The 19,548-nt window shown below is 70.7% G+C and carries 17 protein-coding genes and 2 pseudogenes; 9 read left to right on the forward strand and 10 right to left on the reverse strand.

Annotated elements, in window-relative coordinates:
• Positions 1-10: 10 nt before the first annotated feature.
• A complete protein-coding gene (locus ACFYRX_RS40650; RefSeq protein ID WP_389111641.1) occupies positions 11-904 on the reverse strand; it encodes an alpha/beta hydrolase in 894 nt (297 codons plus the stop codon).
• A 118-nt stretch (positions 905-1,022) separates the two neighbouring features.
• Here ACFYRX_RS40650 and ACFYRX_RS40655 point away from each other — a divergent pair, with 118 nt between their 5' ends.
• The 8 genes from ACFYRX_RS40655 (at position 1,023) to ACFYRX_RS40690 (ending at position 9,867) form a co-directional block, all read left to right on the forward strand.
• Positions 1,023-1,823 carry a response regulator transcription factor gene (locus ACFYRX_RS40655; protein WP_389111643.1) on the forward strand — a complete coding sequence of 267 codons (801 nt, stop codon included), beginning with the start codon at positions 1,023-1,025 and terminating at the stop codon, positions 1,821-1,823.
• A 117-nt stretch (positions 1,824-1,940) separates the two neighbouring features.
• Positions 1,941-2,963 carry a LacI family DNA-binding transcriptional regulator gene (locus tag ACFYRX_RS40660; protein ID WP_389111646.1) on the forward strand — a complete coding sequence of 341 codons (1,023 nt, stop codon included), beginning with the start codon at positions 1,941-1,943 and terminating at the stop codon, positions 2,961-2,963.
• A 131-nt stretch (positions 2,964-3,094) separates the two neighbouring features.
• Positions 3,095-4,237 (forward strand): S1C family serine protease, encoded by a 1,143-nt coding sequence (locus ACFYRX_RS40665; RefSeq protein ID WP_389111649.1) that lies wholly within the window; start codon positions 3,095-3,097, stop codon positions 4,235-4,237.
• Positions 4,238-4,264: 27 nt separating this feature from the next.
• On the forward strand, positions 4,265-4,447 hold the full coding sequence (locus ACFYRX_RS40670) for a hypothetical protein (protein WP_389111652.1): 183 nt from the start codon (positions 4,265-4,267) through the stop codon (positions 4,445-4,447).
• Between the two features lie 102 nt (positions 4,448-4,549).
• Positions 4,550-5,287, forward strand: coding sequence for a response regulator transcription factor (locus ACFYRX_RS40675; protein WP_389111655.1), 738 nt, complete (start codon positions 4,550-4,552; stop codon positions 5,285-5,287).
• Positions 5,284-6,729, forward strand: a complete 1,446-nt coding sequence (locus ACFYRX_RS40680) for a sensor histidine kinase (protein ID WP_389111657.1) — start codon at positions 5,284-5,286, stop codon at positions 6,727-6,729. Before ACFYRX_RS40675 ends, ACFYRX_RS40680 begins: the two co-directional genes overlap by 4 nt.
• 158 nt (positions 6,730-6,887) lie before the next feature.
• On the forward strand, positions 6,888-7,745 hold the full coding sequence (locus ACFYRX_RS40685; RefSeq protein ID WP_389111659.1) for a hypothetical protein: 858 nt from the start codon (positions 6,888-6,890) through the stop codon (positions 7,743-7,745).
• 82 nt (positions 7,746-7,827) lie between these two features.
• The gene (locus tag ACFYRX_RS40690) at positions 7,828-9,867 is read left to right on the forward strand and encodes a pectinesterase family protein (protein ID WP_389111661.1); all 2,040 of its coding nucleotides are present in this window, start codon (positions 7,828-7,830) and stop codon (positions 9,865-9,867) included.
• 95 nt (positions 9,868-9,962) lie between these two features.
• On the opposite strand, the gene ACFYRX_RS40695 is transcribed toward ACFYRX_RS40690, so the two are convergent.
• Positions 9,963-11,081: a DUF2993 domain-containing protein gene (locus ACFYRX_RS40695; protein ID WP_389111664.1), complete on the reverse strand. Its 1,119-nt coding sequence runs from the start codon at positions 11,079-11,081 to the stop codon at positions 9,963-9,965.
• Between the two features lie 58 nt (positions 11,082-11,139).
• A complete protein-coding gene (locus tag ACFYRX_RS40700; RefSeq protein ID WP_389111667.1) occupies positions 11,140-12,936 on the reverse strand; it encodes a bifunctional metallophosphatase/5'-nucleotidase in 1,797 nt (598 codons plus the stop codon).
• Positions 12,937-13,091: 155 nt separating this feature from the next.
• On the opposite strand from ACFYRX_RS40700, the gene mshD reads away from it, so the two are divergent.
• The gene (gene mshD / locus ACFYRX_RS40705) at positions 13,092-14,018 is read left to right on the forward strand and encodes a mycothiol synthase (RefSeq protein WP_389111669.1); all 927 of its coding nucleotides are present in this window, start codon (positions 13,092-13,094) and stop codon (positions 14,016-14,018) included.
• A 22-nt stretch (positions 14,019-14,040) separates the two neighbouring features.
• Here mshD and ACFYRX_RS40710 read toward each other — a convergent pair.
• From ACFYRX_RS40710 to ACFYRX_RS40740, 7 genes and pseudogenes are all read right to left on the reverse strand, one after another.
• A pseudogene (locus ACFYRX_RS40710) lies at positions 14,041-14,916 on the reverse strand (BTAD domain-containing putative transcriptional regulator); the annotation flags it as partial.
• A 3-nt stretch (positions 14,917-14,919) separates the two neighbouring features.
• A pseudogene (locus ACFYRX_RS40715) lies at positions 14,920-15,456 on the reverse strand (type VII secretion system-associated protein); the annotation flags it as partial.
• The gene (locus tag ACFYRX_RS40720) at positions 15,453-15,863 is read right to left on the reverse strand and encodes a hypothetical protein (protein ID WP_389111671.1); all 411 of its coding nucleotides are present in this window, start codon (positions 15,861-15,863) and stop codon (positions 15,453-15,455) included. The pseudogene ACFYRX_RS40715 and the gene ACFYRX_RS40720, both read right to left, overlap by 4 nt.
• Positions 15,860-17,620, reverse strand: coding sequence for a putative T7SS-secreted protein (locus ACFYRX_RS40725; RefSeq protein ID WP_389111673.1), 1,761 nt, complete (start codon positions 17,618-17,620; stop codon positions 15,860-15,862). Before ACFYRX_RS40725 ends, ACFYRX_RS40720 begins: the two co-directional genes overlap by 4 nt.
• Positions 17,620-18,231, reverse strand: a complete 612-nt coding sequence (locus ACFYRX_RS40730) for a hypothetical protein (protein ID WP_389111674.1) — start codon at positions 18,229-18,231, stop codon at positions 17,620-17,622. The genes ACFYRX_RS40725 and ACFYRX_RS40730 overlap by 1 nt, the downstream gene beginning before the upstream one ends.
• Positions 18,225-18,740: a hypothetical protein gene (locus tag ACFYRX_RS40735; protein ID WP_389111675.1), complete on the reverse strand. Its 516-nt coding sequence runs from the start codon at positions 18,738-18,740 to the stop codon at positions 18,225-18,227. The genes ACFYRX_RS40730 and ACFYRX_RS40735 overlap by 7 nt, the downstream gene beginning before the upstream one ends.
• 153 nt (positions 18,741-18,893) lie before the next feature.
• Positions 18,894-19,547, reverse strand: coding sequence for an ABC transporter (locus ACFYRX_RS40740; RefSeq protein WP_389111746.1), 654 nt, complete (start codon positions 19,545-19,547; stop codon positions 18,894-18,896).
• Between the last annotated feature and the right edge of the window lies 1 nt (position 19,548).

The raw sequence follows: 19,548 nt of genomic DNA on the forward strand, positions 1-19,548 counted from the left end.
AGGGGCCAGGCTAACCGGCCGCTGTGACAGCCCAGTCCCCGATCCGGCCCAGCAGCTCGTCGTCGGCCGCGTGCTCGGCGTGACCCATGGGCTCGATCCACAGTTCGGCGTGGCCGCCGGCGGCCTCCGCAAGCATCCGGGGGTGGTCGAGGGGGAAGTAGCCGTCGCGGTCGCCGTGCACGATCAGCAGGGGGGTGGGGGCGATCCTCGGGACCGCCTCGACCGGGGAGAGGGGGACCGGGTCCCACTCGCGGTCGTGGATGCGGGTACGGAATCCGTAGCGGCCCACCACGCGGCCCGCGGGGCGGGTCACCAGCCAGTGGAGCTTTCGCATAGGGGCCGTACCCCGGTAGTACCAGCGGGCCGGTGCACTGACCGAAACCACCGCGTCCGCGTACGCGTCCGTGTGCCCTTCGCGCCCCGGCCCGTCCGGACCGCCGCCCGGACCGCCGTCCGGCCGGTACAGCGCCGCGTGCCGCAGCACCACAGAACCGCCCATCGAGAAGCCGACGGTCGCCACACGCGTGTGGCCGAGTCCGCGCGCCCACGCCACCGCGGCGGCCAGATCCAGCACCTCGCGGTCGCCGACCGTGGAACGCCCGCCGGAGGCTCCGTGGCCGCGGAAGGAGAACGTGACCACGGCCCCGTACCGCGTGAACGCCTCGACCACCCGGCGAACATGAGGACGATCCACATCGCCGGTGAAACCGTGCGCGACCACGAACACCGGGATACGGGAAGGTGACGCGGAAGCGTCGTATACGGCGGCCGGCGGATCGTATACGGAATCGATCGTCACGCCATCGGCAGTGCACAGAAACGTCCGTATAGGTGCAGTTCTGCGCGTCTCAGAGTGCGGACGCTCCGTGGAACGCGCCACACGACCTGCCGGATCCATGCTCATGTGGGCTATTCTCCTCGGAAGAGGACTCGGGCAACGCAGCCCCCGGGTCCTTTTGTGCTTTCGGATCTCCCGTATACGAAAGCTACGACCCTCGCGGGACCGAGGAGGAACCAGACTTATGAGTTCTCTGCTGCTCCTGACCAACGCCCTCCAGCCGTCGACGGAGGTGCTGCCGGCCCTCGGCCTGCTCCTGCACAACGTGCGTGTGGCCCCGGCGGAGGGCCCCGCCCTCGTCGACACCCCCGGCGCGGACGTCATCCTCATCGACGGACGCCGCGATCTGCCCCAGGTCCGCAGCCTGTGCCAGCTCCTGCGCTCCACCGGACCCGGCTGTCCCCTCATCCTCGTCGTCACCGAGGGCGGCCTCGCCGCCGTCACCGCCGACTGGGGCATCGACGACGTCCTTCTCGACACCGCCGGCCCTGCCGAGGTCGAGGCGCGTCTGCGTCTCGCCATGGGCCGCCAGCAGATCGTCAACGACGACTCCCCCATGGAGATCCGCAACGGCGACCTGTCGGTCGACGAGGCGACCTACTCCGCCAAGCTCAAGGGCCGGGTCCTCGACCTCACCTTCAAGGAGTTCGAGCTCCTGAAGTACCTCGCCCAGCACCCGGGCCGCGTCTTCACGCGCGCACAGCTGCTGCAGGAGGTCTGGGGCTACGACTACTTCGGCGGCACCCGCACGGTCGACGTGCACGTACGACGGCTGCGCGCGAAGCTCGGCCCCGAGCACGAGTCGCTGATCGGGACCGTCCGCAACGTCGGTTATCGATTCGTTACGCCCGAGAAGGGCGGGGCCGCCGCGAGCGAGGAGGCCAAGGCGAAGGCCGCCGCTTCCGGTGCCGCGATCCCGGCAAACCCGGACGAGACGGACGAGAGCGCCGCCCTGGACGCCTCCGAGGTACCGGCCGAGGCATAGCGGGCTCCCGGCTGGGCATGGCTCCCGCACAGGCGTACTTACCGGTAGGCCTTCGCGGGGGCACGGGCGCTCCTGCACGCCCTGCCCAGAGCTGGTCCATCCGCGTAGACTCCGCGCGTGGCCAAGGTAACCAGGGATGATGTGGCGCGACTGGCGGGAACGTCCACCGCCGTAGTCAGTTATGTCATCAACAACGGACCCCGGCCGGTCGCCCCGGCCACGCGCGAGCGTGTCCTCGCCGCGATCAAGGAGCTGGGCTACCGGCCCGACCGGGTCGCCCAGGCGATGGCGTCCCGGCGCACGGATCTCATAGGCCTGATCGTGCCGGACGCGCGCCAGCCGTTCTTCGCGGAGATGGCGCACGCGGTCGAACAGGCCGCGTCCGAGCGCGGAAAAATGGTGCTCGTCGGGAACTCCGACTACATCGGCGAGCGCGAGGTCCACTATCTGCGGGCGTTCCTCGGGATGCGGGTCTCGGGGCTGATCCTCGTCTCCCACGCCCTGAACGACAACGCCGCCGCCGAGATCGACGCATGGGACGCGCGGGTCGTACTGCTGCACGAACGACCGGAGGCGATCGACGACGTGGCGGTCGTCCTCGACGACGTCACCGGCGCGCAGAACGCCGTCGAGCATCTGCTCGGGCACGGCTACGCGTACGTCGCCTGTATGGGCGGCACCGCCGACACCCCCTCCGTCGGCGACCCGGTCTCCGACCACGTCGAGGGCTGGCGGCGGGCCATGCACGCGGCCGGGATCTCCACCGAGGGGCGGCTCTTCGAGGCGCCGTACAACCGTTACGACGCCTACCAGGTGGCACTGGGAGTGCTGGCCGGGCCCGAGCGGCCGCCGGCGTTCTTCTGCTCCACCGACGACCAGGCGATCGGCCTGCTGCGGGCCGCGCGCGAGCTGCGGATCGACGTGCCGGGGGAGCTGGCCGTCATCGGGTTCGACGACATCAAGGAAGCGGCGCTCGCGGACCCGCCGATGACGACGATGGCGTCGGACCGGTCGGCGATGGCCCGGGCCGCGGTGGATCTGGTGCTGGACGACGGTCTGCGGGTCGCGGGCTCCCGTCGCGAGCGGCTGAAGGTGTTCCCGTCGCAGCTGGTCGTGCGGCGCTCCTGCGGCTGCGAGTGAGTTCCCTCAAGGGCGTCTGAGAACCTCCCGCCAAAGGCCAGCGGCGCCTTTATATCGGGCATACGAGGTTCTGCCGGGCTTCTCAGGGAGCACTCAGGGAGCTCTCATGGTCGCGGGACAAGCTTTCTGTCATGACCGAGAGCTTCCGCCGCGACGGCGAGTACGAGCAGTACGACAACCCCCTCCAGGGCGCCCAGCAGCAGCACGCTTCGTCGCCCGTGAACCCCGAGTGGCCGCCCCCGCCGGCCCAGCCCCCCATGCAGCCCGCGCAGGCGGCGGCTCCGGCCCCGCAGGCCGCGTACGGCGGCGGCAACACCTACGGCGGCTCCTACGGTGGTGACGGCGGTGGTACGGCACTCCTCACCGCGATCCCGGCGGAGCCCGCGCCGAAGAAGCGCACCCGCGGCCCCCTCGCCCTCCTCGCCGCCGTCGCGATCGTCGCCGCGGCCATAGGAGGCGGCACCGCCTACGGCATCCAGGAGCTGACCGGCAACGACACGGTCGCCTCCTCCAGCAGCACCAGCACCAGCGTGGTGCCGTCCTCCGCCAAGGGCACGGTCTCCGGGGTCGCCAAGGCGGTCAGCCCGAGCATCGTCGAGATCAACGCCACCTCGAACGCCGGTGAATCCACCGGGTCCGGCGTGATCATCACCAGCGACGGCGAGATCATCACCAACAACCACGTCATCTCCGGCGCCACCTCCGTCAAGGTCAGCACCAGCGACGGCAAGACCTACACCGCGAAGGTCGTCGGCACCGACAGCAAGAAGGACCTGGCCCTGATCAAGCTGGAGAACGCCTCCGGCCTGTCCGTGGCCACCCTCGGCAACTCCGACGGCGTCCAGGTCGGCGACGAGGTCGTGGCGATCGGCTCCCCCGAGGGCCTGACCGGCACCGTCACCAGCGGCATCGTCTCGGCCCTGAACCGGGACGTGACCGTCGCGACGGAGGAGAGCCAGGGGCAGAGTCAGGGCCAGGGCCAGGGCGGCGGCGATCAGTGGCCGTTCGAGTTCGGCGGCCGGCAGTTCAACGGCGACACCGGCTCGTCCACGACGACGTACAAGGCCATCCAGACCGACGCGTCCCTCAACCCGGGCAACTCCGGCGGCGCGCTCATCGACATGAACGGCAACATCATCGGCATCAACTCGGCGATGTACTCCGCCGGTTCGGACTCCTCCACGGCCGGAAGCGCGGGACTCGGCTTCTCCATCCCGATCAACACCGTCAAGTCCGACCTGGCCACCCTGCGGGCCGGCGGCGCCGACAGCTGACACCCCGACCCTCGTAAGGAGTACGTCATGATCAAGCAGGTCTCGCACACGGTGGCCGGCACGGACGCGGCCGGGTTCGCCCTGGCTCTCGAGGTGGCGTACGCACTGCACCCGCCGGTGACGCGGGCGCCCGAGGTGGCGTCCGTGGCGGTGGCCCACCGCGGGGTGACCGCCACCCGCAGCCGTCGGCGTGCCGCCGCCCGCGGCTGAAGCACTCCGCCCATCACGCACCGGCCGGGAACCGTGCGAGGCTGAAAACGCTCAGACCGTTCAGCCCCCTGTCGTCCCACCGCACCCGAGGAATCCGAAGCCATGAGCCCCGCCGAAGGCGACCGTGACCCCCAGCGCATCCTGATCGTCGACGACGAGCCGGCGGTGCGCGAAGCACTCCAGCGCAGCCTCGCCTTCGAGGGCTACGACACGGAGGTCGCCGTGGACGGCGCGGACGCCCTCGACAAGGCGACCGCTTACCAGCCCGATCTGGTCGTCCTCGACATCCAGATGCCCCGCATGGACGGGCTGACGGCCGCCCGCCGTATCCGCGGCGCGGGTGACACGACCCCCATCCTGATGCTGACGGCCCGCGACACGGTCGGCGACCGGGTCACCGGGCTCGACGCGGGCGCCGACGACTACCTGGTCAAGCCGTTCGAGCTGGACGAGCTGTTCGCCCGGGTCCGGGCCCTGCTGCGACGCAGCTCGTACGCGGCGGCGGCCGGTGCGGGGTCCGCCGAGGACGACGAGGCGCTCACCTTCGCCGACCTGCGGATGGATCTCGCGACGCGTGAGGTCACCCGGGCGGGGCGGCCGGTGGAGCTGACCCGCACCGAGTTCACCCTCCTCGAGATGTTCATGGCCCACCCGCGCCAGGTCCTCACCCGCGAGCAGATCCTGAAGGCGGTGTGGGGCTTCGACTTCGAGCCCTCGTCCAACTCGCTGGACGTGTACGTCATGTACCTCCGCCGCAAGACCGAGGCGGGCGGCGAACCGCGGCTCGTGCACACGGTCCGGGGCGTGGGGTATGTGCTGCGGCAGGGCGGGGCGGAGTGAACAGGGTCCTACGGCGTTATCGGTCGCTTCCGATCCGGTCGCGGCTGGCGCTGCTCGTGGCGGCCGCGGTGGCGTTCGCGGTGGCGGCGGTGTCGGTGACCTGCTGGTTCATCGTGCAGGGGAAGCTGTACGAGCAGGTGAACAACGACCTTGAGAAGATGCTCGGACGTGGCGTGGGCCCGGACGGGGTGATCGTGTGCGCCGGCGCCTCGCAGGAAAGCGACACCGGCAAGGACGAGTTCCAGCCGCGGAACGGCTATGTGCAGCTGGTCAGGCAGAACGGCACCACCTGCGTCCCCCGGTACTCCGAAGGCACGGTCAAGGTCACCGGCTCCGACAAGAGCGTGATCAAGGAAGCCGACCCCAACAAGGGCATCTACCGCAACGGTACCGACGCGGACGGCAACGCGGTCCGGGTCCTGACGGTCTACAAGGGCATCGACACCGTCACCTCGCAGCCGGCCGCCCTCATGGTCGCGACCTCGCTCAAAGGCACCCAGTCCACGCTCAACGAACTCGCCCTCATCCTCCTGCTCGTATCCGGCGTGGGAGTCCTCGGCGCCGGCGCGGCCGGTCTCGCCGTCGCCCGTGCGGGCCTGCGCCCCGTGGACAAACTGACCGAGGCCGTCGAACAGGTGGCCCGCACCGAAGACCTCAGTATCCGCATCCCCGTCGAGGACGCCGCCGAGGACGAAGTCGCCCGGCTCTCAAGGTCCTTCAACTCGATGACGACCTCCCTCGCCAACTCCCGCGAGCTCCAGCAGCAGTTGATCGCCGACGCCGGTCACGAGCTGCGCACCCCGCTCACCAGCCTCCGCACCAACATCGAACTCCTCACCCGCAGCGAGGAGACCGGCCGGCCCATCCCCGAGGCCGACCGCAAGGCGCTGCTCGCGTCCGTGAAGGCGCAGATGACCGAACTGGCCTCCCTGATAGGGGACTTGCAGGAGCTGTCGCGGTCCGAGGGGCAGCGCGGTGAGCGTGTGCAGGTGGTGTCCCTCGATGACACCGTGGAGTCGGCCCTGCGCAGGGCGCGACTGCGGGGACCGGAGCTGACGATCAACGCCTCGCTGAAACCCTGGTTCACGCGGGCGGAACCGGCCGCGCTGGAACGCGCCGTGGTCAACATCCTCGACAACGCGGTGAAGTTCAGCCCTGCGGCCGGCACCATCGAGGTGCAGCTCAGCGGCGGTGTGCTGACCGTCCGGGACCACGGCCCCGGCATCCCCGCCGAGGAACTCCCGCACGTCTTCGACCGCTTCTGGCGCTCCCCCAGCGCCCGTGCCCTGCCCGGCTCCGGCCTCGGCCTCTCCATCGTCGCCCGCACGGTCGAACAGGCCGGCGGCCAGGTGACGCTGGACCACGCCGAGGGCGGCGGCACGATCGCGACCGTACGACTGCCGGGGGCCCCGATTCCGCCGCCGGAGAGCCCGGCACCCTAGAACGGGCAAAGGGCGACAAGATCGGACCGCTTTCTGTCAATGTCCTGTCACCCCTCACGCACTTCCGACCCTACTCGCGGGTTCTCTGCCATGTTCCAGCGCTGTCAGACAGGTGCCCCCACGCACCTGTGCTCAGCACTCGGGAGTGAGCCACCCCCATGCGATTCATCCGCACGTCAACTCTGAAGAGAACAGCCCTCGTTGCCGCCTCCACGGCCCTCGCGCTGGCCGGTGTGCTGGCCGGCTCCGGGACCGCGCAGGCCGCCGGTCCCGGCGGTGCGCAGAACGTCCGGGGCGTGGACCCCGGGAACACCGATGTGATGCTGGACCGGCTGTGCAGCCAGGAGAGCAGCCTGACCGGCGTCTACGGCGCGTACAACGTCGACACCGGCGCGTTCAAGACCCGGGACGAGTACCTGCGGGACGTCATCGGGCTGTGGATGCCCGCCGGGCCGTGGGAGACGTTCCGCGGCTGGTGCGGATACGCGCAGGCGTCGACGTGGTCGGTGAAGGGCGAGCCCGTGCGCACCTCCGAGTGGACCGGCAACCACGGCACGACCGAGGACAAGGTGACCTTCGTCAGCGGGTACAGCACCAAGACGTTCGCCAAGAAGAGCGTCGGCGCCAGCATCAGCCTCTCGCTGGCCAAGAGCATCTTCTCCGGCACCGTCGGCGGCAGCGCGGGCTACGAGTGGGGCTGGGAGAAGAGCTCGTCCTTCGAGCGGCGCAGCGAGAAGTCGATACCGCCCTGCACCCAGGTGGCGACGACCTGGACGCCGTACCAGCGCGTGGTCCGCGTGAACCCGGTGTTCTACGTCGAGGACTACCAGTGGAACAAGGGCGACGGCGAGGTCACCACGCACACCTGGCGTGGCCGGGACGCGAGTTGGAAGACGGTCTACTCGTACGGGTACTACATCGACGGCGTCTCCGACAAGCTCCTGCCGAACGGGCAGCCGGACGGCCGTGAGGACAAGTGGCAGGAGAACCTCGACCCGAAGTCCTGCGCGAAGTAGGCCGGTTCGGGCGGCAACCTTCCGTGCGGGGGGCGGCGACTGCTCTGCGGTCCCTACCCCCCGCACGGAACGGATTCCCCCCATGGCCCAGCATCGACGACGCCGAACCACCGCTCTCGCCCTCGGTGTTCCCCTCGCCCTGACGGCCGCCGGAGGGCTCGGCTACGGCCTCCTCCCCGGCTCCCAGCCCAAGGCCTCCGCCGCCACCACCGCCGCAGCCCCCGCCTGGGCCACCGCCACCGCGGACGGCTTCGCCTCCGTCAACGCGCTCGGGCAGAACGGGACTTACGGCGGGCGGGACGGTCAGATCGTCACCGTGAAGACGCTCGCCGACCTGGAGAAGTACGCGACGGCGAGCGAGCCGTACGTCATCGTCGTCGCGGCGACCATCACCATGAACCCGGTCGGGAAAGAGATCAAGGTCCAGTCGAACAAGACCATCGTCGGGTCCGGGACCTCCGGGCAGATCGTCGGCGGCGGCTTCTTCCTCGGGTCCGGCGTGCACAACGTGATCATCCGGAACCTCACCATCCGGGACGCCTACCAGGGCGTGTGGAACGACAAGGAACACGACTTCGACGCCATCCAGATGGACGGGGCCCACCACGTCTGGATCGACCACAACGACCTGCGCCACATGGCCGACGGGCTCATCGACGTCCGCAAGGACAGCACGTACGTGACGGTCTCCTGGAACAAGCTCAGCCAGGACAACAAGGCCTTCGGCATCGGCTGGACGGAGAACGTCGTCACCGACATCACCATCCACCACAACTGGATCCGCGAGACCGAGCAGCGCAACCCCTCGACCGACAACGCCGCCCACGCACACCTCTACAACAACTTCCTCGAGGACGTCGCCGGGACGGACATCAACTCCGCCTACGGCAACTACTCGCGCGGCGCGACGAAGATGGTGCTGGAGAACTCGTACTTCCAGGGCATCAAGAACCCCGTCATCAAGGACAGCACCGCGACCGTCGTCCAGAAAGGCAACACGTTCGTCGGGACGAGCGGGCGCAACGAGAGCGGGGGTACGGCCTTCGATCCGAAGACGTACTACGCCTACACGCCCGACGCCACCGCCAATGTGCCCGCTCTCCTCAAGTCCGGTGCCGGGCCCCGTAGTTCCATCGGTACGACGGCCACCACGAAGGCGGCGGCGGCCACCACGCTCACCGTCGCCAAGGACGGCAGCGGGCAGTACTCCACCGTGCAGGCCGCCGTGAACGCCGTACCGGCGAACAACCCCTCCCGCGTGGTGATCTCCGTGAAGCCGGGGACGTACCGCGAACTCGTCAAGGTGCCGTCCAACAAGCCGCACGTCACCATCCAGGGGTCCGGCGGCAGCCGTAACGACACGGTGATCGTCTACAACAACGCGTCCGGCACACAGAAGCCCGACGGATCGGGCACCTACGGGACGGGCGGCAGTGCCACCGTCGCCGTCGAGGCCGACGACTTCCAGGCCCGCAACCTGACGATCTCCAACGACTTCGACGAGGGCGCCCACCAGGACATCGCGGGCCAGGCGGTCGCCCTGCGCACCGCCGCCGACAAGGTGTTCCTCGACGGGGTCATCGTCAGCGGCGACCAGGACACGCTGCTCGTGGACACCGCGGCCAAGGAGAAGCTGGGCCGGGTCTACATGACCAACTCCTATGTCATCGGCAACGTCGACTTCATCTTCGGACGGGCCACCGCGGTGATCGACAAGTCCGTCATCACGCTGAAGAAGCGCTGGAACGGCACCTCCGCCGGGTACATCACCGCGCCCAGCACCGCCGCGGGCCGCAAGGGCATCCTCATCGCCAACTCGACGGTGAACGGGGACGTCTCCTCCGCGAGCTTCTACCTGGGCCGCCCCTGGCACGCCGGCGGTGACGCGAGCCTCGACCCGCAGACGACGGTCCGGAACACGTCGTTGAGCGCCGCGATCAGGTCCACGCCGTGGACCGACATGAGCGGCTTCTCCTGGAAGGACGACCGGTTCGCGGAGTACAAGAACACCGGCGCCGGCTCGGGTGCGGCCTCCGCCGACCGGCCGCAGCTGACCGACGCGCAGGCCACCGGCCAGGAGATCGCGGACTGGCTGGGCGACTGGACGCCGACCGCGTCCTGACGTGCCCCGGGCGGGGACGACGGCACCGGCGTTCGCTCAGCGGCGCAGGACCAGATCCGGGCTGACCCAGAGCTTAAAGGCGGACGTCTGCGGACCTACGGACCGACCGCCAGCCCAGAGCCCTCGATCCGCACCCGGATGCCGTCCTTCTCGACGTGCACGCCCCGCAGCCGCAGGTCGCCGCTGGGTGGTTCGGGCAGCTGGAAGCCGAGGGAGAGCCGGTCGGCCAGGACCGGGCGGGTCAGCCGGGAGAGGGCGTCGAGGAGCGCGGGGTCGAGGCCCAGGCGCTCCAGGAGCTCGGGGTGGGCCAGGGCGAGGTCGAGGAGGTTGAGGCGCATGGCCTGCCGTACGAACTCCGGGCGACCGGTCAGGCGCGACAGCGCGGTGTCGGAGCGCTGCGCCTCGCGCACGGTGGAGTCGGGCACGCCCAGCGCCCGCACGACCGACGGGACCGCCAGCACGGCCCTCGCCCTGCGCGTCTCGCGGGCCACTTCGGCGGCGGACTCGCGGGTCAGATGCAGGCCCTGTGAGGCACGGCTGCCCGGACGGTAGGTCGCCAGGTCGCCGATGTCCAGGCGCATGCCGCCGATCCGGGTGCCGACACCCCGCTCCCCGTCCCGCGCCACCCGCACATCGGCCCGCAGCCGCAGATCGTGCCCGGCGACCGGCAAGGTGCCGCGCACCGCGACCCGGTCGTGGCCCGCCTCCCTGAACGTCACCTGGGACGCGCCGAGTTCACGGTCCATGTCGGCGAAGGAGAGCAGGGCGTCCCCGTGCAGTTCGGGAAGGCTCAGTCCGCGCACGGAGGTCGGCCCGTCGCCGTCGAGCCGTACGTCGTGGGCCGTCGCCGACACCGAGGCCAGCGTGATCCGGTCGGCGGCCACGTCCGGGACGGTCACCTTCACCGAGTCCAGGCTCCGACCCGCGAGTTGGGGCAGGAAGGGGAAGCCGCCGATCTCCACCTCGGGCGCCGCGGTCAGCCGTAGCCGGTCCTTGAGGGTGTCCGCGGCCCTGTGCTCGGCGTAGAGGACGGCCCAGCGGTCGGCGAGGGTGAGGAAGGCGGCGAGCACGGCCAGGGAGGCGACCGCCTTCAACGCGACGCGGCCCCGCCGAGGGCGCCGACGACTGCGGCGGTGGTTCGGCGGGGCCGGTTGTCCAGGCTCTTCGTAGGAGTACGGATGGGGCTGCGCAGGTGTGGGGTGGGGGGAACGCATCGATCCATCCGATCATGCGCACGCCCCCCACCCGCAACCTCTGCCCGGTGTGTGCGACTCAGCTCACGACGGTGATCCGGTTCGCCACCGGCGGTGCGATCGGGCCGCTCGCCGACGAGTTGGCCGTCAGGTACTCCACGAGGGCGGCGAGGTCGTCGCCGCCGACGAGGTCGTTCGTGCCCTGGCCCAGCGTGGTGAAGCCGTCGCCGCCGCCCGCGAGGAAGCTGTTGGTCGCGACGCGGTAGGTGGCCGCCGGGTCGACGGCAGCGCCGTTCAGCTTCACGGAGCCGAGGACGATCCGCTCCGCGCCGGTCTTCGTCAGGTCGAGCGTGTACGTGAGGTTCGCCGACGGCTGCAGGACCTTCGGCGAGGCCGTGTTCGATCCGCTCACCTGCTCCTGGAGCACCTTGAGGAGCTGGGCGCCGGTGAAGTCCTGGAGGTTCACGGTGTTGGAGAAGGGCTGCACGGTGAAGCCCTCGGCGTACGTCACCACACCGTCGCCCTCGGTCCCCTTGGCCGCGTAGGTCAGGCCCGCCCGGACCCCGCCCGGGTTCATCAGCGCGAGGTCGGTCTCGGGGTCGAGCCCCTTGCCGTACGCGAGTTGGGCGTCGGCGATGAGGTCGCCCATCGGGGACTCGGTGCCGGTGCTCGGGACGTCGGCGGAGATGTAGCCGATCGCGCGGTTGCCGATGGGTGCCGCGAGGGTGTTCCACCTGCCGATGAGGTCGGTCATGTCGGGCGCCTTGGCGACGGTCCGGGTGACCACGTGGTTCGCGGACTTCACGGCCGTACGGGCGATGTCGCCGGTGAAGCGGTCGTAGGTCAGCGTGGTGTCCGTGTAGAGGCGGCCGAAGGAGGCGGCCGAGGTGACCATGCGAGGCTTGCCCGACGGGTCGGGGATGGTGCAGACGTACGCGGCGTGGGTGTGGCCGGTGACCAGCGCGTCCACGGACGGCGAGACGTTCTTCGCGATGTCGACGATCGGCCCTGAGATACCGTCGCCGGCGCCCGGGGAGTCACAGTTGTAGTTGTACGAACCCGAGGCCGGCTGCCCGCCCTCGTGGATGAGCGCCACGATCGACTTCACGCCCTGCTTCTGCAGCACCTTGGCGTACTTGTTGATCGTCTCGACCTCGTCCTTGAACTTCAGGCCCTTGACGCCCTCGGCGGAGACGACACCCGGGGTGTCCTCCAGGGTGACGCCGATGAAGCCGACCTTGACGTCCTTCTTCTTCCACACCCAGTACGGCTTGAGGATCGGCCTGCCGGTCTTCTCGTCCAGGACGTTGGCCGCGAGGTAGGGGAAGTCGGCGCCCTTGAACTTCTTGTCGGTGTAGCAGCCGGCGGTGGGGTGACAGCCGCCGTTCTGGAGGCGGGCCAGCTCGACAGCGCCCTCGTCGAACTCGTGGTTGCCGACGCTCGTCACATCGAGGTCGAGCTTGTTCAGCGCCTCGATGGTGGGCTCGTCGTGGAAGAGACCGGAGATGAGCGGGGACGCGCCGACCATGTCGCCACCGGCGGCGGTGACGGAGTACGCGTTGCCCTTGCGGGCCTCGCGCAGGTGCGTGGCGAGGTACTCGACACCGCCCGCGTCGATCGTCTTCGTCGTGCCGTCGGCCTGGAGCTCGGTGACCCGGCCGGAGGAGCCGGACGGCGGCTCCAGGTTGCCGTGCAGGTCGTTGAACGACAGCAGCTGGACGTCCTGGTAGCGGCTCGGCAGCGGCTTGCCGTGGTTGCTGTCGTGCGCGCCCGCGGGCAGTGCGGCGGCGAGGGCGCCGACGGTGGCGAGACCGGCGGCCGCGGCCACGAGTCGGTACATACGTCTGCGGCTCTGCTGCTGGGACATGGCTGGCATGCGCCCCCCTGTGTTCCGGATGTGAGAGTGCTGGGAGTGGCCCCGTTCCGGCGCAGCCTAGGGTCAACGCGCGTAGCGCGACAGGGGTTTCATGGTTACATCCTGGTTGCTTCTTTGCCGCCGCTTTGCCCGTATCTCCCCTTACCCTCGTAGCCATGACCAGCGACGACACCGCAAGCCCCGGCATCTCCCGCTCCATCGAGACCCTTTCGGCGCTCTCCCCGCAGCAGACGGAGGCCGTCCTCGCGCTGCTGACCGAGGCCGCGCAGGCCGACGGCCAGCAGGCGGTGTCCGAACAGGGCAGGCTGCAGCTGCGGGGCGGCCCCCGCGACGGCGTGTCCCATCTGCTCCTGAACATCGGCGGCGAGCTGGCCGGCTACGCCCAGCTGGAGGACACCGACCCGGTGGAGGCGCCGGCGGCCGAGCTCGTCGTCCACCCCGCCCACCGCGGCCACGGCCACGGCCGCGCCCTGGGCTCGGCCCTCCTCGCCGCCTCCGGCAAGCGGCTGCGGGTGTGGGCCCACGGCGGCCACAGCGCGGCCCGCCATCTCGCCCAGGTCCTGGGCCTCACCCTCTTCCGCGAGCTACGGCAGATGCGGCGCCCCCTGACCGGCCTGGAGCTGCCCGACCCGGTGCTCCCGGCCGACGTGACGGTCCGCGCGTTCGTCCCCGGCGAGGACGACACCGCCTGGCTCGCGGTGAACGCCGCCGCGTTCGCCCACCACCCCGAACAGGGCTCCCTGACCCAGCGCGACCTCGACGACCGCACGTCCCAGCCCTGGTTCGACCCCGCGGGCTTCTTCCTCGCCTTCCGCGCGGGCGAACTGATCGGCTTCCACTGGACCAAGGTCCACGCGGCCGAACAGCTCGGCGAGGTCTACGTGTTGGGCGTCCGCCCCGGCACCCAGGGCGGCGGCCTCGGCAAGGCCCTCACCACGATCGGCCTGCGCCACCTCGCCGCGCAGGGCCTGCCGACGGCGATGCTCTACGTCGATGCCGACAACAAGGCGGCGGTCTCGGTCTACGAACGGCTCGGCTTCACGACGTACGAGACGGACCTGATGTACCGCACGGAGACGTGAACTCCGCCGGTTTCAGGGGGAGTCAGTCGGCAGCGGCCTGGATGTGACGCCAGGACGGCAAGAGCTCGTCGAGGAGGGCCTCGGTCCGGGGAGGGAGGCCCTGGGCACCCCCGCTGACCTCGTGGTTGCGGGCGATGAGCGTGACTGCCGCCGATTCGAGCGCGGCCTGGTCGCCTGTGGCGTGTGTGGCGCGCAGGAGTGCGTTCCACAGTCGCTCGTCCGTCGGTGCGGCGGTCAGGGCCGTGTTGAGGGCGTCGAGCGCCGACGCCGGATTGCCGGCTTCCAGGTGGTGGGCGCACAGAGCCAGTGCGACGTCTGCCACCAGTACGGGCAGCTCGCCCACGACGGCCTCGCGGGAGAGCCAGGTGTAGCGGCCCTCCGGGCGGTCGCTGAGCAGGGGGCCGCGGACCAGTGACAGGGCGTCGCTGAGCAGGCGTTCCCGTACCGGTGCGTTGCCTGAGCCGCTGCCCGCGGTGGCCTCGTGGTGGAGGGTGCGGAGCACGTCGAGGTCGGAGACGACGGAGGGCGCGAGGGCCAGCAGGCCGTCGGTGCCGTTACCGAGCCGCGGGGTTCCGTCGGGGTCGGTTCCCAGCCAGGCTCGCAGACGTGCGACGAAGGCATCACGGACATCCTCGGTCACACCGCGAGGCCACAGTCCGGAGGCCAGGACTCGTGGGTGCACGCCTTCGCGGTGGAGCAGGAGCATGGCCAGGGCCTCTTGGAGAGGCGGTCCGTGCTCGGCGTCGGAGGTGTCGAGGCCGGTGATCGTGCAGGTGCCGATCAGCCGTGCGTACACCGCGGGTCGTCCGCCGGGGGTGAGGTCGACGCGGAACGGCGGGGTGCCGGGGTCCGGGTCGGCTTCGCCGGGCGTGGCGCCTGCGACGAGCCGCGCCACTGCCTCGGCCGGGATGGTCAGGCTGATGCGGTGTCCGGGATTGAGCCGGACCGGGAGTCCGGCGGCCGCGAGGAAGTGGCCGGTGGCCTGCCGCCACTGGTGCCATGTGTCAGGGGCGTGGTCGGGGTGGGTGAAGGCCGGGACGTAGCGGCTGCCGTCGTCCTCGACGACCGTGTAGAGGCCGTCCTGGCCCTCCTCGGCGAACAGGAGGAGCGTGGCGTCGCGGAACGCCGTGAGCAGTTCCGCCTCGCTGCCGTATCCGGTGACCGCTCGCTGCACGGCGGCGTCCAGGGCGGTGGGCGGAGCGGGGAACTCCAGCGCGACCGGCGACGGGCGGTATTTCGGGTTGTGCGTGAAGGAGACGAGCTGCCCGAAGGGGTCGACGGACCAGCCGCCGACGATGCCGTACGGGGGAACCGTGCCGGCGGGGTCGAAGTACGGGTCGATCGCGTACACGTAGCCGCCGCGCTGCCGTGCGGCCTGGGCGCGCAGGGCCTCGGTGACCGGAGGGACGGCGGGCGCGGAGGCGGGCGGAATGGTCACAGGGTCTGCCAGTACTTCTCGAAGGCGGTCTGCTCGGCGATGGTGGCCAGCGTCTCGCGGGGTGCGGGGTGGAACGTCTGGATGCGGTCGGCGCTGGTGAGCGGCGCGACGAGGCTGAGGCGGTACACCAGGAAACCGCCCATGCCACGGCACATCCCGGAAGGCCAGGTGTCGCGCCGGGAACCGTTGACCCCCAGGAACCACCTCAGGGGTTCGAGCTGCTCACGGACGCGGACGAGCGCCTCGAAGCAGTCACCCGCCCGGCCGGAGAACCGCCCCCAGGGGCCTTCGGCGGTCACGGTGTAGTCGTGCTCGCGGTCGTCGCCCTCCCAGCGCAGCACCGCGTCGGTCTGCCAGGCGCCGTTGAAGGCGAGGATGTCGAAGTGGTCGGGGACAAGGCCACTCATCGGGTCCATCCTTGGGGCAGTCGACTGGCGGGCGGTGGTTCGGGGGTGGGAGTCCGGGGGACGTGCGGCTCGTAGTGGGGGTTGGGCACCCATTCTCCCTTGGTCCCGTCGCGGGAGATCTCCCAGGCTCCCTTGATGTGCTTGCGGTCGATGCCTCCGGCGAAGGCGATCTCCTTGTCGGTGTCGGCGTACTTGTTGTTCGGCAGGGTCTGGTTGACGTCGATCCCGCCGGGAGCGTCGATCTCGTACCGGTAGCCCTTCACCCAGTTCGCGTCCGGATCCGTGGTGGTGCCCACGAAGGCCGACTTGTGGTTGCCCTCCACGTAGCCGAACAGGTCGTTGTTGGACGGGTCCCATGGATGGAAGCCCTGCTCGAAGATCTCCCCGGGATGACGGTTGTCGTTGCGGTACAGCGGTTCGTGGCTCTCGCGCCACACCGGCTGGTGCGTCATGCCGTCGATGTCGATGTTCTTCTCGACGGCCGCGGGCAGACTGCGCGGGTCGTCCGGGTCGAGCTTCCCGGCCGCCTCGGAGGCGTCGTCGACATGCTTGACGGCTCCGGCGGTGTCCTCGGCGAGGTCCTGGCCGACGGTCTTGGCGGTGTCCCTGGCGACGGCGCCTTCCATGCCGTGGGCGGCGGCCCTGCCTCCGGCCTTGGCGACGGCGCCTCCGCCACCCACGAAGTTGGTCGCGAAGGCGCCCATGGCCTGGTTGCGGTCGGTGCTCCAGCCCTCGCCGACGATGCCCTTGACCAGCTCGGTGGGGTGGTTGGCGGAGTGCACCAGGCCGCGGGCGACGCCGGTGAGGTTGGTGCTGTAGTCGGCCGGGTGCGTCAGGTTGTACGGGTCCAGGGGGTTGACCGTGCGGGCCAGGCGCAGCATGCCGGTGCCGGTCTTGATGACGCCGCCCAGCTTGTGCTCGGCGCCGACCAGCTGGTTCTTCAGCGTGTTGCCGAGTTCGCGCTTGAGCCGATCCAGGCCCTCGGGCTCGGCGGGCGCCTGGTCCGTGCCGCGGGCGAGCTTCTCGGCGAGTCGGGCGCCCTCGCTGTCGCGCTCCCTGCGGGCCGCCTCCAGCAGGTGTTCCGCGGAGTCGCGGCCCTCGGCCCCGGGGTCGTGGAACGGTCCGGGCTCCTGCGGAGGCCGCTGCCCGTCCTTGCCGCCGGACAGACCCGCGACCTGGAGAGCGAGGATCTGCTGTGCGTAGTCATCGGCCTCGCGCCGGTACCGCGCCCTGGCCGCCTCGGTCTGCCGCTGGGCCTGCTTCCACCGCTCGACCGCCTCGCGGGCCTGCCCCCGCGCCCACTCGACGGTGTGGGCGTAGTGGTCCATCGCGGTGGCCGCGCCCTCGAACGAGTCGGCGGCCTTCAGCCAGCGTCCGGGATGGGTCCGCACCTTCTCGCGGAAGCGGTCGGCGGCCTGTCCGTGCCAGTCCTCGGGGTCCATCTTCCGCAGCGCCAGGCCGGTGCGCTCGAAGGCCGCCCCCAGCTTCCTCAACTGCCCCGCGGACGCACGGATCCGGCCCGCGTCCCCGTGCACCAGCAGGGCGGGGTCGTCGGTCTCGTCCAGCTCCAGCTCGCGGGTCCGGGCACCCAGTCCGTCGACCACCCAGGAGCCGGCTCCGTCGGCCTTGTCCGCCCAGCCGTGTGCGCCGACCGCGTCGAGCAGCTCCGACGTGCCGTGGGTGACGGACTGCGCCCCGTCGGCGAAGGTGTCGCGCAGGCCCTGGGTGGCGCCGTCCAAGTCGTCGAGGAAGCCCATCACTTGCCCTTCGCCGCGACGCCGGAGTCCTGCCCGTCGTCGTCACCGCCGAAGGCCGGGGAGGCAGCGGCCCTCACCGCCCCGATCTCGGTGCCGACCGTGCCGGTCTCGGTGACGTCGGTCCAGGTGGCGGAGAGGTTCTTCCGGCTCTCCTCGGAGGCGTTCTCGAAACTGGCCATGGAGTAGTCGGGGCGGTAGGTGTCCCCGGCCTTGTCCCCCACCTGGCTCCAGGACATCTTCTCCGCGTCCTGCGAGGTCAGCGACGGATCCGCGGTCCCGGCCAGCACGACGTCCTTGACGACGCCCATGCCGTACTCCTCCGCCTCGTGGTAGTAGCCGGCGTTCAGATCCAGCGTCCCGGCCACCTCGTTGCCCTCGTCCAGGAGCGCCTGGACTTCCCAGCCCCAGCGCTCGGCGAAGTCGTCCAGCCTCTGGGAGGCGGCGGAGTGGCCCATCGCGTTCGGGGGCAGGGACAGATCGGAGAAACCCTGACCCGTGGTCGCCCCGGTCGCGTCCGTGATCTTCTTCAGCTCGTCGAGCGCGTCGTTGATGCCTTTGGACACCTGCTTCAGGATCTGCGGGTCGACCCCGTAACCACCACCGCTCACCACGCGGCACCACCCTCCTCGTCGGCGACGGACTGCTGGTCGAGCGCGATCCCGTCCGGGACGATCCCGGACACCGGTGGCAGGAAGGCGCGCAGTCCGGAGGACACATCCACCACGACCCCCGTCGGGACCCGGTCCTGTCCCACCAGCGCGGGAAGCAGCTCGTGCAGCAGCTCCTCACCGTTCACACGGAGGTAGCGTGCGTACCGGGCCAGTTCGGCGGGCAGTTCACCGGCCTCTGCGGCCTCCCACTTCTGCTGCAGGAAGGCATGCATCTCATGGGTGCCGGTGAACGCGAACAGCCAGCGAATGCCGTCCAGTTCCGCACTCCACACGGCGCCCTCACCGAGCAGGGGGAGCAGTAGCTCCGCGCCCCGGGCGGCCTCGACAAGCGCCTGCGGATTCCCTTCACCGCGTACGAACGCGCCCATCTGCGCCCGCAGTTGGGCCGTCCCTGTCGACGGCTCGCCGCCCCCGCCCATCCGGGTTCCCCGTTCACCTCGCCCTGCCACGACTTCAGCGCATGCTGGGCATCTCGGCACGACAGCGGCTGCACGGCATGGGCAGGGCGATTCTAGATCGACGCCCGAGGGCTCTGTCGATCGAGGGGTGCCGACCGGGAGCGCCCGCTCGGGGTCACAGGGCGGGGGAGGTCGAACACGCCCTCACGCACCGGACCGTGGGGGTGGTGCCGTCCCCCGCTCGAAGGAGGGCCCGGGCCTCGATCCGTTCCGCAGCACCCTGCCGCGCAGCGGCTCCGGCGCACACGCCGTCCACACCAGTACCGCGCACCCCAGCACCACGGCCCACCGCACATGCGCCGCCTCCCAGTGCGGGTCCGCCACCGCCACGAACAGGTCCCATCGGGTGGGCAGCAGGGTCGGGGTGAGGACCGCGAGGGTCAGCAGGGCCGCCGCGACCGAGGGGCCCGGCTCGGGTTCGTCGGTGAAGCGGACGGCGACGGCCGCTGCGGCCAGGGCGAGGACCGCGGTCGCCGCGGCCTCCAGGGTGATCGCCCCGAGGGGAGGACGGGACTGCCGCGGCAGCAGGGCCAGCACGGCCGTCCACCACAGCGCGGCGACCGGCGCCACCAGCGCGGCCCGCAGCCCGGTCCGGATCCAACGCCGGGTGGGGACGGGGGCGGTGAGCCCGCGGGCCGGGTCGTCCAGGAGGAAGGTCAGCCCGAGGGCGAAGACGAGGGCGGCGGCCCGGAGAAGGCTGAGGCCGAGCCACGTGTCGGGCGGCCCGGACAGCAGCCGTGGCAGACCGACGACCAGCACCCCTACGACCGCCCCGGCACCGACGGCCCGCCACGGCATG

This window comes from Streptomyces sp. NPDC005374 (assembly GCF_042872225.1).
Taxonomy (GTDB): Bacteria; Actinomycetota; Actinomycetes; order Streptomycetales; family Streptomycetaceae; genus Streptomyces.

What these genes read in the sequence shown, in the direction of transcription:
- ACFYRX_RS40650 (WP_389111641.1), bottom strand. Translation starts at nt 904, where the DNA reads ATGAGCATGGATCCGGCAGGTCGTGTGGCGCGTTCCACGGAGCGTCCG.
- ACFYRX_RS40655 (WP_389111643.1), top strand. Translation starts at nt 1,023, where the DNA reads ATGAGTTCTCTGCTGCTCCTGACCAACGCCCTCCAGCCGTCGACGGAG.
- ACFYRX_RS40665 (WP_389111649.1), top strand. Translation starts at nt 3,095, where the DNA reads ATGACCGAGAGCTTCCGCCGCGACGGCGAGTACGAGCAGTACGACAAC.
- ACFYRX_RS40670 (WP_389111652.1), top strand. Translation starts at nt 4,265, where the DNA reads ATGATCAAGCAGGTCTCGCACACGGTGGCCGGCACGGACGCGGCCGGG.
- ACFYRX_RS40675 (WP_389111655.1), top strand. Translation starts at nt 4,550, where the DNA reads ATGAGCCCCGCCGAAGGCGACCGTGACCCCCAGCGCATCCTGATCGTC.
- ACFYRX_RS40685 (WP_389111659.1), top strand. Translation starts at nt 6,888, where the DNA reads ATGCGATTCATCCGCACGTCAACTCTGAAGAGAACAGCCCTCGTTGCC.
- ACFYRX_RS40690 (WP_389111661.1), top strand. Translation starts at nt 7,828, where the DNA reads ATGGCCCAGCATCGACGACGCCGAACCACCGCTCTCGCCCTCGGTGTT.
- ACFYRX_RS40695 (WP_389111664.1), bottom strand. Translation starts at nt 11,081, where the DNA reads ATGCGTTCCCCCCACCCCACACCTGCGCAGCCCCATCCGTACTCCTAC.
- ACFYRX_RS40700 (WP_389111667.1), bottom strand. Translation starts at nt 12,936, where the DNA reads ATGCCAGCCATGTCCCAGCAGCAGAGCCGCAGACGTATGTACCGACTC.
- mshD (WP_389111669.1), top strand. Translation starts at nt 13,092, where the DNA reads ATGACCAGCGACGACACCGCAAGCCCCGGCATCTCCCGCTCCATCGAG.
- ACFYRX_RS40720 (WP_389111671.1), bottom strand. Translation starts at nt 15,863, where the DNA reads ATGAGTGGCCTTGTCCCCGACCACTTCGACATCCTCGCCTTCAACGGC.
- ACFYRX_RS40725 (WP_389111673.1), bottom strand. Translation starts at nt 17,620, where the DNA reads ATGGGCTTCCTCGACGACTTGGACGGCGCCACCCAGGGCCTGCGCGAC.
- ACFYRX_RS40740 (WP_389111746.1), bottom strand. Translation starts at nt 19,547, where the DNA reads ATGCCGTGGCGGGCCGTCGGTGCCGGGGCGGTCGTAGGGGTGCTGGTC.